The organism is Wolbachia endosymbiont (group B) of Sphaerophoria taeniata, from assembly GCF_947179355.1.
Lineage (GTDB): Bacteria > Pseudomonadota > Alphaproteobacteria > Rickettsiales > Anaplasmataceae > Wolbachia.
The window spans coordinates 259,604-273,470 of record NZ_CAMXAW010000003.1 but is presented as its reverse complement, the minus strand read 5'-3'; the positions used below and the strand labels follow the sequence as shown (position 1 = coordinate 273,470).

General features: G+C 33.8%; 10 protein-coding genes and 1 pseudogene. 5 read left to right on the top strand and 6 right to left on the bottom strand.

What is annotated here, in order from left to right; translation table 11 throughout:
- Positions 1-130: 130 nt before the first annotated feature.
- A complete protein-coding gene (locus ONG75_RS05230; RefSeq protein WP_264375943.1) occupies positions 131-283 on the bottom strand; it encodes a hypothetical protein in 153 nt (50 codons plus the stop codon).
- Here ONG75_RS05230 and ONG75_RS05225 point away from each other — a divergent pair.
- Positions 216-2,033, top strand: a pseudogene (locus ONG75_RS05225) (hypothetical protein); the annotation flags it as partial. The gene ONG75_RS05230 and the pseudogene ONG75_RS05225 sit on opposite strands and share 68 nt — an antisense overlap.
- Here the strand turns inward: ONG75_RS05225 and plsY are convergent.
- From plsY to ONG75_RS05200, 5 genes are read right to left on the bottom strand one after another with little or no spacing between them, the layout of a single operon-like run.
- Positions 2,028-2,606, bottom strand: a complete 579-nt coding sequence (plsY, locus tag ONG75_RS05220) for a glycerol-3-phosphate 1-O-acyltransferase PlsY (protein ID WP_405197659.1) — start codon at positions 2,604-2,606, stop codon at positions 2,028-2,030. The pseudogene ONG75_RS05225 and the gene plsY overlap by 6 nt on opposite strands.
- Positions 2,607-2,615: 9 nt before the next feature.
- Positions 2,616-4,082 carry an alanine/glycine:cation symporter family protein gene (locus ONG75_RS05215; RefSeq protein WP_319606836.1) on the bottom strand — a complete coding sequence of 489 codons (1,467 nt, stop codon included), beginning with the start codon at positions 4,080-4,082 and terminating at the stop codon, positions 2,616-2,618.
- A 2-nt stretch (positions 4,083-4,084) separates the two neighbouring features.
- Positions 4,085-5,419, bottom strand: coding sequence for an alanine/glycine:cation symporter family protein (locus tag ONG75_RS05210; RefSeq protein WP_264375941.1), 1,335 nt, complete (start codon positions 5,417-5,419; stop codon positions 4,085-4,087).
- A gap of 22 nt (positions 5,420-5,441) precedes the next feature.
- The gene (locus tag ONG75_RS05205) at positions 5,442-6,212 is read right to left on the bottom strand and encodes a CDP-alcohol phosphatidyltransferase family protein (RefSeq protein WP_064086015.1); all 771 of its coding nucleotides are present in this window, start codon (positions 6,210-6,212) and stop codon (positions 5,442-5,444) included.
- Positions 6,209-6,892: a phosphatidylserine decarboxylase gene (locus tag ONG75_RS05200; protein WP_264375940.1), complete on the bottom strand. Its 684-nt coding sequence runs from the start codon at positions 6,890-6,892 to the stop codon at positions 6,209-6,211. The genes ONG75_RS05205 and ONG75_RS05200 overlap by 4 nt, the downstream gene beginning before the upstream one ends.
- 218 nt (positions 6,893-7,110) lie before the next feature.
- Between ONG75_RS05200 and ONG75_RS05195 the strand changes: the two genes are divergently transcribed.
- The 4 genes from ONG75_RS05195 to gatA all read left to right on the top strand — a co-directional run bounded on the left by ONG75_RS05195 (position 7,111) and on the right by gatA (position 13,811).
- Positions 7,111-8,250, top strand: coding sequence for an ankyrin repeat domain-containing protein (locus ONG75_RS05195; protein ID WP_264375939.1), 1,140 nt, complete (start codon positions 7,111-7,113; stop codon positions 8,248-8,250).
- A 411-nt stretch (positions 8,251-8,661) separates the two neighbouring features.
- A complete protein-coding gene (locus tag ONG75_RS05190; protein WP_264375938.1) occupies positions 8,662-9,564 on the top strand; it encodes a hypothetical protein in 903 nt (300 codons plus the stop codon).
- Between the two features lie 221 nt (positions 9,565-9,785).
- Complete coding sequence (gyrB, locus tag ONG75_RS05185; protein ID WP_139686601.1) at positions 9,786-12,158, top strand: DNA topoisomerase (ATP-hydrolyzing) subunit B; 2,373 nt, start codon at positions 9,786-9,788, stop codon at positions 12,156-12,158.
- 186 nt (positions 12,159-12,344) lie between these two features.
- Positions 12,345-13,811, top strand: a complete 1,467-nt coding sequence (gatA, locus tag ONG75_RS05180; RefSeq protein ID WP_264375937.1) for an Asp-tRNA(Asn)/Glu-tRNA(Gln) amidotransferase subunit GatA — start codon at positions 12,345-12,347, stop codon at positions 13,809-13,811.
- The last annotated feature ends 56 nt before the right edge of the window (positions 13,812-13,867 follow it).

Below are 13,867 nucleotides of genomic sequence, written 5' to 3'. Positions count from 1 at the left end.
TATTACTACAATATCATAATATTATAGAGAGTAGGCTATGATAGGTGTTTCCCAAATACAATTTCCTGGAAAGGATTCTTACAGATTAAAGACAGCAAGTTATAGCTCTTCTCACAATAATCCGAACAGGTCATAATAACATACTGCTGGCCTCTTGGCTTATAATAGCTATAAAGACGTTTTTACCTCCGTTCGGACTATTATAAGAAGAGCTATACTTCGCAGCTTTTGTTTCTTTAAGCATTTTAGTTAATCCTGCCAATGTCTTTTTATCTTTTGCCACATTGTTTTTTAGATCTGAAATAAAAACTTTTTACGTTTATAAAGACATAAAAGCTGCAAAGCAGGAAAAAATAAGTAAAAAGGAATATTGGGAAATATTTTTTGAGAAAAATAAAATTAAGATAGCATCTTTCCTTTTATTTTTTGCTTCTGTAACATATCTAACTTTTACAATTACTTTTCTACTTGTTTCGTTACTTGCAACAATACCACTTGCAATGGTTTTAATTCTATTACAAAGTGAATTAAGGCCAAAGGATTTTAATCCATTTACGTTACTCAAAGCTGCTATAAGTTTCTTTTTAGAAGGCATAAAAGAAAATACTCGCAGTATGACAAATAAGTTTGATGGTACTTATGAGCATTTACTGCCCCATCAATTGAATGACGATATTAGTAATAATATTGGTAAGTTAATACGCAAATATGATCCAGTACCAGAAGACGCTATTAATGATGAGGGATTTAAAGAGTTTATTGAATATATAAATCACTTACATATGCTTGATGGCCAACCATTTAGTAATGAGAATAAGGGAAAATTAGTAATGTTTTTGCAAGATTTTTGCAAAGGTAATGAGAAACATAGCTCTGGTTTCACTGGTGGACAAATTCTTCTGTTAGTTCTTAGAGCCTGCAATGATGGAGATAGAGAAGCTGTAAAAAATAAAAAAGACGCGTTGATTGCAAATTTACTAGATAGCCAAACTTTCTCTAGAAAAGAACGAATTCCTAACACATGTTTTACTGGTGTTATCTACAGAATGTTAAGTACATTAGAGGGTATTCATTCCGATCCAGAGATTAAATTTACACCACCTAGACAAATGCTCCTTACAGAAGCAGAAAATGAAGCACGTAAGTTTATGTTAGACAGGCTAAAAAATAAGAAGAACAGTAAAGAAATTCTTAGGGCTTGGCATAACGCCCAAAATAATTATGAAGATGATAAAAGTCAAAAAATAGTTGATGATTTTATTGCAGAAGTAAGTATTTCCTTAATGAGAAATTTACTGAGTTTTACTTCTCAATATAGTGAACAAATTGTGCTGACGTTAATGAAAAATATTAACTCTGTAAAGTTAAATAAATTAGAGCACTTTGCGCTGTCTCAGCACATAACAAATAAACTACAGGGGGATGGTTTAGACGATCAACTCGAAAACATCAAAGGAAAAGTCTTTTTGGAGCTTTTAAACCAAAATTTACTTAGAACAGATTTTTTTCTCAAGGACTCATCTTTAACTGAAGCTAAGAGAATAGCTAGCAAAATAATAAAAGAAGAAGTAAAAGAATTAAAATTGAAAGCCAAGAAGACTATTAAGGGTCAAGTGGCCAGAATGTTAGATAGTTTAAGAACGTTACCACTAGAGAAAAGGTGTTATAGGGTATACACGGAACTGAGTAAAAATAGCAGAGACGATAAAGAAGAAATAAAGAAAATTCTGCAAGAAAAGCTAGCAATAACAGAAGCAGTGATAAATAACATGTTAAAAAAAGAAGCTTCACACAGGCTAGAGATAGAGATTGAAGATATTTATAATCAAAATAAGCGCAATGTAACCACACTTTATGAAAAAATACAAGAAGTGAAGCAAAGATTCATTGAAGATGAATTTTTAATACCTCAAGAAGTAGAGAGTATAACAAGAGTAAAAATTACAATCTTAAATAAAGAAGATAAAATAATACCATCAAGCAGTTTATCTCGTAGTTTAAGTGTCAGTGATTTAACATCTCATTGCTTATAGAAACTTATGCTCTCTGCCTTGCAGAAGATTTGCAATATTTTTGTAATGCTTCAAGAAAATTAATATCGCTACAGTGAGTAGTATAAGGAATAACTCCTTTTGAAAAAAGAAAGATGCTATAACAGCTGCTGCATTAGCAGCCAAGGAAGCAAGAGAGGAGTACCGAAAGATAAAAAATACTATTAGCCAGACAAATACAAATGCTAATGCTATAGAAATGTTAAGTGCTACTAAAACTCCCAAAGTTGTTGCAACCCCCTTTCCTCCATTGAACCTTAGCCAAATAGGAAACATATGCCCTAGAACTGCTAAAATTGCAGATACATATATATAAAAATCGTTATTATCACAAAATTGTTGTGCTGTATAAACCCCGACAAATCCTTTCAAAGAGTCTAAAAATAATGTGAGGACAGCAAGTCTCTTATTTCCTGTTCTTGCAACATTTGTAGCACCAATGTTTCCTGAACCTACTTCTCTTAAATTTATACCATTTATTTTTGCAATAATTAAGCTAAACGGTATTGAACCTAATATGTAAGATAATACAAAGACTACAAATATCTCTATCATAGCAGAAATCTAGCTAATTTTGTTATTCCTTAGCCTTTTTAGATAACATTGGACTTCATTGTTAATCTGATTGCTAAACAGTATAAGTGCTGTCATATTGATGAGTGCTAAACAAGAGAATAAAGCTCCACCAATATTAGCAATAGCCATTATATCTTTAGACAAACCTGACAAAAATGCAACTACCACCACCGCTATACGATATATTACTACACTTTTTACACCAAACAAATACAGCCATCCCATTTCACAACAATATACAAATGAAATTACTGAGGAAAACGCAAACAAAGGCGCAGCGATGGTTAAAAGTATAGGAAACCAAGAAGAAACTGTTTCAAATGCTTTTTGGGTGATCAATATTCCCTCGCCAATGCCAGTCTGGTATGCGCCTGTTATTACTATTGTTATTCCTGTCAAACAACAAATTAACATTGTATCAAAGCATGGTTCTATCATAGCAACTAGACCAGTCCTAACCGGCTCCTCATCTTTAGCTACAGCGTGAGTAATTGCAGCAGAACCAACACCTGCTTCACTGGCAAAAATTGCCCTTTGAATCCCAGCGACAAATGCTCCTACTACTCCACCACCAACAGCATTGAAGTCTATCATACTGGAAAACAATATTTTTAATGTATTGCTAAAATTGTGAATATTGAATGCAATAATCGTGAAACAACTCAAAATATATATGAGTGACATAATAGGCACTAGTGCAGAAGATACTCTAGCTATTCTCCTGATTCCACCGATAATCACTAGAGCAAGTAATGTAGAAATTATGAAGGAAAGAACCCAAGGATGACTATCTATCCAGCTTGAATAGCCAGATAATATTGAAACCATTTGATTAGTCTGAAATGCTACACTTCCACCAAGACCTGACAATACAAAAAACACTGCATATATTGCAGCTATCACAATACCAAGCTTCTTAAATCCAAATTCCTCTAGTCCATTTCTTATATATTGAAAGGGACCACTGAATAACTGCTCCTGGCCTTCTGTTCTGTGTCTGAATGCTAAAGTTACTTCAGCAAACTTTGCAGACATACCAAAAAAGCCTGTGATCATCATCCAAGGTACCGCTCCTGGCCCTCCCATTGAAATTGCAATTGCAACACCAGCAACAGTTCCAAGACCTACTGTGCTTGATAGCGCGGTTACAAATGCCTGAAAATGCGTAATGTGACCATCATGATGATCTGTGTCATATTTTCCACATAAAATAGCGAACGCATGCTTAAACATCCTTATGTTGAGAAATCTAAAACGTAGTGTTAGAAATATATAACCAAAGGCCAATAAAAGAATTATAAATGGTACGTGAAAGATCTTGAAAAACAACACTTCATTCATGAAGTTGCTTACTCCATTTAATGCAGTGTCATAACTTTTATGAAAAACTGAAGCAGCGTATACATCATTAAATGGTAGGCAAAATAACACTATATAAAGCATTCTATAAATCATGTTTAATACCTTTTGTAATAAGAATCTATTGTATTTAAGACTTCCCTTCTCAGTAGATATATCGCAACAGCATTTGGAATCATAAGGCACATAAACAGGCTATCGCCTAAATAAGATATAAATTCTATATTTTTTGACATACAACTGATATACACTGAACCCACTATAAGAATTTGGAACAATATCAGTACTTTTTTGTTACCAAATAAGTATAACAGGGCAACTTCACAGTAGTAATAGTAAGCTATTATTGTGGAAAATGCAAAGGAAAACATTATCAGCGGAAGAGCTAGCTTGCTAAATAAAGGTAAGGCTGTTGAAAATGCTGAGCTAACTAACGTAATATCACCTACGGTATTAGTGATATGCATATCGGTGATAATTATCACAATACCAGTCAAAAATGAGACTAATATTGTGTCTACAAATGGTGCAATCATTGCAACACTTCCAACTTTAACTGGGTCTTTCTCTTTTACAATCGAATGTGCTATAGCTGCTGTTCCAGTACCTGCTTCATTAGCAAACACTGACCTTCTTACCCCTGCTATTAATCCACTCAATACTCCACCTCCTATAGCTGATTTGTTAAAGATATCTTGAAATATTACAGATAGAGCATTCAGTAGATTATTTCCGTTTACACAGATTAAATATATACACATGCCTATATATAACATTATCATGATCGGCCCTAAACCTGTTGCAACTAAAGCAATTCGCTTTATTCCTCCCAGTATTACAATTAATACAAATAGCGAGATAATAACAGATGTGTTGTATTCAAATAAGTTACTTGACAACGCTGCAATTTGATTTGCCTGAAATGGTATGCCGCCTAGAATCATTGCAACAAGCAGCATAACTGCGTAGATAAATGCAAGGAATTTGCCAGTCTTCATAAATCCAATCTTTGCAAGTCCATGTTCCATATAATAAAAAGCCCCACCAGTTGTGTTTTCAGAGCGATGAGTAAATGCAAGCACTACTTCAGCAAATTTTATTGACATGCCAAGTACTCCGGTAATTATCATCCAAAAAACTGCACTTGGCCCCCCTATTGTAATAGCTATTGCAACTCCTGATATTGTTCCAAGACCAACTGTTCCTGAAATTACCGTTGCAAATGCCTGAATGTGGGTGATTATGCCGTTATTATTATGGCTCTCTAGGTTGAATAGTGTTTGTATCCCATATTTGAACAACCTAAAGTTAATGAATTTGAATCGAATCGTACAAAAAACCCCAGTTGCAATTACCCAAATAATTATAAATGGTATGTTGAATATCTTTATATATAAAAAAGAGTTTAATAGATCAGTTGCTTTTACAATCATGCTGCTCACTACTTTTATATATCTAATGAGTTTTATATGTGTAGTATATATAAAGTCCAGTGCTTATTGGAATAGTAAGTATATACAATGCGCCTAAAATTGGTAGTGTTATCCAGGGCTTGCTTATAAACAGTATGATCAATATTCCAAAAAACGACACAAATATATAGGATAGGCTTCTAGGAACATAAATGTACTTTGCAGAGAAAGTTGGAATATGACTTATCGAAAAAAATGAAATGGCCAAAAAGTAACAAGCTGTATTCTTTACGTTAAAAAATTGCTCTATAAGAAGTAAGTATTCACTCTCATGAGATTGAAAGGTAATAATTATTGGTAACAGAGCAAGTAAAGCGCATACAGGAGCTGGAACGCCGGAAAAGAAAAATTTTTTCCAGTATAATTGTTCTGAATGTAACGAAACATTGAATCTGGCAAGTCTTATTGATATGCAGATTACATATATCATTACTAAAATCCATCCTACAACTTTAATTTCATTTAACTTCCAAAAATATAAAAGAAAAGCAGGTGCTGAACCAAAATTTAGAAAATCTGCAAAAGAATCGAGTTGTGCTCCAAAATCGCTAGTTGATTTTAAAATTCTGGCTATCCTGCCGTCCATTCCATCTATTATTGCTGCAATGATAATAAAAATTGCTGAAAATTCCCATTGTTCATTAAATGTGAATTTAAGTGAAGTAAGGCCAGCACATAAACCCAGTAAAGTTATAAAATTTGGAAATAACTTGGTAATAGGTAAGGATTTACTGTTACTTTCATCATTATTCATATAACATCAAAAGTAAGCTTCTCTTGTTTATTAAAATCTGCTATAACTGTCTCACCGCCAATAACAGTTTGTCCTTCTGAAACTCTTACTTCTATACCAATAGGAATATAAATATTTACTCTGCTACCAAATCTTATAATTCCAAATCTTTCACCTGCTTTTACGCTCTGAGATGTCCTCAAATTACAAACAATGCGGCGTGCAATAAATCCAGCTATTTGTTCCACAATGATTTCTTTTCCCTTTTCATATTCAATCACAATAATCTGCTTTTCATTTTCATTACTGGATCTATTACTCATTGCAGAAACAAACTTGCCTTTCTTGTAGCTCATTTCCTTTATCGTACCAGATATTGGTATACGATTCACATGGACATTCAAAACGCTTAGAAATATGCTGACAAGTGTAAATTTCTTTTCTTCTTCATTCTCTTCTGATAAAGAGTAACTAACTTCTTCTATCTTTGAAATCACACCATCAGCGGGGCTTAATATAAAATCCTTATTGCTTGGTACAGCTCTTGCTGGATCACGAAAAAAATAGGTACATAATAACGTTGGAAATAAGCAAGTAATTCCAGCTCCCCAAGATATAGAGAATGCTATACATGTTACGATAAAGGAAACAACTATAAATAAATAACCTTCTCTGTTTATGTTAGGTAAACCAAAGCACATAATTTATTCTCGATAATTCATTATTAACAATTTATCATTTATAATTTCTCATGAAAAGCTTTTTTTCACTTCTTCACTTTTGGAATGCTTATATAAGCATTGATGAATATTAAATCTTTAATAAAAATTAAAGATTTTTAGCTGTTGTTAATATTATTTTAATAAAAACTTAATAATAATCCTTAATAATCTATGAATTAATATGTTCGCAATTTCGTATGACAGGGGAAATAGAAAAAGATGAATCTCCTTCCTTATACTCTGCAATTCGGATGGGTGATATTGAAGCTACAGAGCTACTAATAAAGTCTGGTGCAAACGTCAATGATAATTATAAACGTAATCGTACGCCACTGCATGTTGCTATCGGGTATAAGCAGTTTGAAATAGCGAAATTGCTGATAAATAACGGAGCAAACGTTAACGCAAAAACTGGAAATCATGGCAAAGATGACTTAACACCAATGCACCTTGCAATTTTTGCAAACACGCCAGAGTTTATAGAATTGCTAGCTAGCAATGGTGCGTTAATTAATGAAAGGGAAAGCACTGAAGGACATACACCTTTTCACCTTGCTGCTTTATATGGGAATAAAAGTGTAATACAAGCCTTAGTTGATAAGGGACAGGATATTGAAGATATTGATAATAATGGGCGGACAGCTTTATTTTTAGCTATTAGACAATGCACTGAAGCAAAGGATGATAGCAGAGTAGAAGTTATCGAGTATTTGATAAATAAACTCAAAGCAGACATAACGAAAAAAGATAATAATAACAACACAATACTTTTTCCTGCTGCTAATAATTGTCCTGGAAAAGTAGTGGAACTCATCATTAAACAATATATAGAAAGCTTTGGTAGAGATCGGTTGAAGAATTTTATCAACCACAAAAATAAAGCTGGAATGGATGCCTTGGATATTGCACTCAATAGTGGAAATGAAGAGGCCATTGAAGTACTTAGATCATATGGAGCAGACATTGAGAAGATAGAGGGTGAAAGTCGTCTATTTCGTACAGTAAAAGAAGGTAATATAGAAAAAATGAGGCTTCTTTTAGAGCAAGGAGCAAACGTTAATATAAAAAATGGAAAGGGGCTTACTCCTTTAGATATTGCGATGCGGGAAAACGATCAAGACATGGCTCGATTCCTAAGAGAGAATAAAGCAAAAACAAGTTTAGAGATAAAAGTTCAGTTAGCGGCATTAGTTACGCTAACTATTATAACTCTTGGTTTAGCACTAGTAGTGTATTTTGTTGTGAAAGGTATTCAAGAAATTGCTGCACAAAAAACAGGCAGTACTCTCAATAATGTAGAAAGTACAAAGATAGAACCTCCTATCAAGCAAAAATAAAGCTTTTTACAGGTAGTTGATAAGTTTCTTGCTTTATTTACATTCTTTCTATAGTATGATATATTAATGTTAGAATAGGGTATGTTTGCAGGTCAAAATAATAATCAACAGCAAAATAGAAATAGAGTACAGGCTTTAATAGAAAGAGTGCAAAATGCTTACAACAACACTAATAAAATTAAAAGATTCATTAATATAGTTTTATTAGTAAGTATGATTCCTTCATTTTTTCTTCTTGTACAGCTCTCTTTGTATTTATCATTAGTAAATTATTTTTTCAAACCAAGGGAAAATGAAAAAAGATTATCAGCGTGGCCAAAAAATGTTATTAGAATAACATTAAGCATTTTTTTAATTATACACATTATTAATTCCTGTGTGCTTTTGGTACTGCCTATATTGTGCTTATGGTTGCTAAACAAATCACTCATTGAAGAAATACAGCAGTTTAACGATTTAATACAACAAATTCCAGAGGAAGAAAGGCCTATTTTCTTTCAAGATTTAGCAGCCATTCCTTTTATGGCACAAACTACTCATGACCCAAGTGCAGTTGCTAGTATAAACTTGAGTGTTGATAGACTCATAGAAAAGTATAAAGAGAATTTAAGCAAAGATGAATTCTATGTACAGCTAAATAGAGGCAACACAACCGACATTGAAGAGTACATCAAACAGTCAAATGAATTTACAGAAGGCGATAAATCTAATGCACTTGAATGCTTAAGATTTATCAATAGAACAGGAGATAATTTTAAAGACAATCATAGTAAGTTAACACTAAAGCAAGCAGCTATTTTATGTTGGAAAGCCTGCAATGATAGAAATACAGGAACAGAGAATCAAAGAACTCCTTTGAATGATGAAGACATAAAAAACAGAAAAGATATGTTTTTAAAAGGTCTTGTAGACGCTGCAACAACTTACGGTAATCAAGGTCAAAGTTGTGCAGGTGGAACATACAATAAATTATTTGAGTCTTTATCTGGCTTACATCCATCAGTGGTTATTACACTCGATGGAGAAGAGGCTAGAGAAATGATAAAAGAAACGATCACACAAAAATTCCCTGAAATGGCCAGAGCCAATTTCACCAATTTCTCTGGAACAGAACAAGAAAGGATCCGTAGCGAGTTACCAGAGTTATCATCTGAAACAGTAAGGTATATTATGACTACGCATTCAGCTCTTGAGAGAAGGTGTCAAGAGTTCAGCAATAGATTAAACAATGATAAAAAGAATGAAATATTAGAAGAGTGTATGAGCAACTTATCCTGTGTTGAGCTAGAAAGTCCAATTGAAAGAAGAAGGTAAATTGTATTTGATTGTAGCCATTTATCTTGAAATATGAAGCAGAGTTTTGTATGATTATTTGAACTTAAGTTTATGTATTGAAATAACATGTAAAACCACTTCGTGTAGGTGATGTATTATATTTTATCTACATGTCAAGGATCCTTCTTTCAACTTAAAGATGTTGCTAATCAGCACATACAAATGTAATATTAATTAATATTTATAAATAAAGCAATTCCATGGAAAGTAACTACAACGCTGACGCAATAAAAATCCTAAGAGGTCTTGATGCTGTAAGAAAGCGTCCAGGTATGTACATTGGTGATACTGATGATGGATCTGGTCTGCACCATATGGTGTACGAGGTTGTTGACAATGCGATAGATGAGTCTTTAGCTGGTTATTGTAGTAAGATTGAAGTTAGCATAAATGAAGATGGCTCAGTATCTGTAACCGATAATGGTCGTGGCATTCCAACTGATATTCATGCAGAGGAAGGAATATCAGCAGCAGAAGTGATAATGACCCAATTACATGCAGGAGGTAAATTTGACAGCAATACCTATAAGGTTTCTGGAGGATTACATGGTGTTGGAATTTCAGTTGTTAATGCGTTATCGAGTTGGCTGGAATTAACCATATGGCGCAATAAGAAGGAATATTTCATACGCTTTGAAGATGGTGAGTCTGTTGAATCTTTAAAGGTAATTAATGAAAACAAAAATAAAAGAGGAACTAGAGTAACGTTTATGCCATCAACGGGGACTTTTAGTAGTATTGATTTTAGTTACTCCACTCTTGAGAGTCGCATCAGAGAATTGGCATTTTTAAACTCAAATATTGAGATCATTTTGTGTGATCTCCGTAATAAACCACATGTAAAGTCTCATTTTAACGATAGTAAAGAGTCTGAAGATAATTTTGGTACAGCTAATTTTGTACGGTACTTAGACAAGAATAAGACACATGTTACTAAAATTGCCAGCATTAGAGATAATGTAAAAGATCTAGGTACCAGTGTAGAAATATCAATGGAGTGGAATGATTCCTACTATGAGAATATGCTATGCTTCACAAATAATATAAGACAACGGGATGGTGGTACGCATTTGGCGGGGTTTAGATCTGCACTAACCAGATGTATCAATAACTATGCAAACAATGAAGGTTTTTTGAAGAAGGCAAAAGTGAATTTGACTGGAGAAGATGTTAGAGAAGGCTTAACTTGTGTTTTATCTCTCAAGATGCCTGATCCTAAATTTTCTTCACAGACAAAAGATAAATTGGTCAGTTCTGAAGCGCGGGCAGTTGTAGAGAGCATAGTTTTTGACAAGTTGAGTACAATACTTGAAACTGACCCCAAGTTAGCAGCAAGTATAGTAGAAAGAGCGATTAGGTCAGCAAAAGGAAGAGAAGCCGCAAGAAAAGCACGAGAGTTAGTTAAAAATAAAAACAATATTAATATTGCAACTTTACCTGGAAAGCTTGCCGATTGTCAGGAAAAAGTTCCTGAGTTATCGGAATTGTTTATAGTAGAGGGTAATTCCGCAGGTGGTACTGCAAAGCAGGGACGTAATCGTAAAACACAGGCGGTACTTGCTTTAAGAGGGAAAATTCTAAACGTAGAACGTGCAGGGCTGGATCGTATTTTTTCATCTGCAGAAATTGGCTCTCTGATCACGGCAATTGGAGCTGGAATAGGGAGTGAGCACTTCGATATTGAAAAAACTAGGTATCATAAAATTATCATTATGACAGACGCAGACGTTGATGGCTCGCATATAAGAACTTTGATTCTAACTTTCTTTTTTAGACATATGCGTGAAGTAATTGAGAAAGGATATTTATACATAGCGCAGCCACCGCTCTATAAAGTTACAAAAAATGCTAAAGATACTTATATCAAAGATGATGAAACTTTTGAAGAGTATATAGTAAATTCAGCGATTAAAAGATTAACATTAAATGGTGTAGGCAAAGATTTGCGTTTCGTTTTGAATAAGTGCCTCAGTATTTCAAACATTAGCAAAAATTATGATAGGGAAATACCAAAAGATCTCTTAGAATCATTGCTAATTTTAAGCAAAAAGAATGCTCTATTGTCTGCTGATGAGATATTAAAATATTTAAAATTGATGTATAGTGAATATAATTGGGAAGTAGAAGTAAAAGATGAGGAAATTCACATTGCTAAATTGTTTCAAGGGTTAGCAGACAAATATGTATTCTCGCTTAGTATGCTTGAAAGTAAAGAAATACGGAATATATTGAGTTCTCTTGATAACATAATTGACTTATTTAATGGTGATTCATTTTTACAGTCACAAGAAACTGAAATAAAAATAAAGTCTCCAAGTGCACTCGCAAAAATAGTGATGGATTATGGTAAAAAAGGTTTAACTCTGCAGAGATTTAAAGGTCTTGGTGAAATGAATGCTGATCAGCTTTGGGAAACTACACTCAATCCAGAAACTAGAACTCTGCTAAAAGTTGAAATAAAAGATTGTGAAGAAGCAGATAGCATATTCTCGGTGCTAATGGGTGATATAGTTGAACCACGTCGTGACTTTATAAATAACAATGCACTTAACGTGCATGATGTTGATATTTGATTTTAGAAACGCTAAACCCTTATGGCTTAGCATTGTGTGCCAAACCGGCTATTTAAAACGTACTACTAACCAATCCATTTCAGAAATCTGAATTGATCTCGGTTGTATTCCCGTTTTCGATCATAAATATATAGATTTTCTGCCCTATTGTTGTTATAATTAATACCTCGCTAAAGTTGAATATTAATGAATGAATTGAGAAGGCTAAGTATTACAGAGATGCATGATGGACTTAGGCGGGGAGATTTTTCTGCTGTTGAGCTTGTAGAGACGCATGTTAATGCAGTTGAAAATGAGCAACTAAATGCATTTGTAACAAAAACCCCAGAAATCGCGATAAAAGCTGCTAAAATAGCAGATGAATACTTCTTGAAACAAAAAGATAATATTTCACCACTTATGGGCATACCAGTTGGTGTTAAAGATTTATTCTGTACAAAAGGAATAAAAACAACAGCATGCTCAAAAATGCTGGAAAATTTCATCCCTACTTATGAATCTACGGTATCTAACTTGCTTTTAAAAAATGGAGCAGCCATGCTTGGTAAACTTAACATGGATGAGTTTGCTATGGGTTCTGCGAACACAAATAGCTATTTTGGTCCTGTTAAAAATGTATGGATTAGAAAAAGTGACGGAGAAAAAGTTGTTCCTGGTGGATCATCTGGTGGATCTGCAGCATCAGTTGCTGGGTTTTTATGTGCTGGAGCACTAGGAAGTGATACTGGTGGTTCTGTACGCCAACCAGCAGCTTATTGTGGAGTTGTTGGAATAAAGCCAACTTATGGAAGGTGTTCGCGTTTTGGTATGATTGCGTTTGCAAGTTCTCTCGATCAAGCAGGAGTAATTACTCGTTCCGTTTCTGATTCAGCATTAATGCTTGAAATAATTTGTGGCTATGATGAAAAAGATTCAACATCGAGCAAAAGGACAGTGCCTAAATTTTCCAGTTTTATAAATGGTGATATTAAGGGTAAGCGCATTGGTATACCAAAAGAGTATAAGATGGATGGAATTTCAGATGAAATAGTTCATAATTGGGAAAAAATTGCTTCCTATTTAAAAGAAAACGGTGCTGAAGTTGTTGACATTACTCTGCCTCATACTAAATATGCGATACCGGTTTACTATCTAATTTGTTCTGCTGAAACTTCATCTAACCTTGCTCGCTATGATGGTGTACGTTATGGATTCAGGGTTGATGCTGATACCCTTGAAGAAATGTATTCGCTAACAAGAGCAGAAGGTTTTGGTAAAGAAGTGAAAAGGAGAATTTTAATTGGTGCTTATGCGCTTTCTTCAGGTCATTACAATGAGTATTATGAAAAAGCACAGTGCATTAGGGCATTAATTAGAAATGATTTTATAAAAGCGTTTGAAAAAATAGATTATATACTTGTGCCATCTGCTCCAACAGAAGCTTTTGGCTTAAATGAAAAGCCAGACCCGCTAATTATGTGCATCAATGATGTGTTTACCGTGCCGGCAAGCTTAGCGGGGTTACCTGCTATTTCTGTTCCTGTTGGACTTTCCAATGAAGGCTTACCACTTGCCTTGCAAGTAATTGGAAATTATTACGATGAAGCTGGAATATTAAATATGGCAAGTGTGATAGAGCAAAATTGTGGCAGAATAGTTAATTCCCTTACGTAATATGTTTTCTTATAGTAACTATAGCATTATGATTATTTTGGCTATAGGAAACAAGA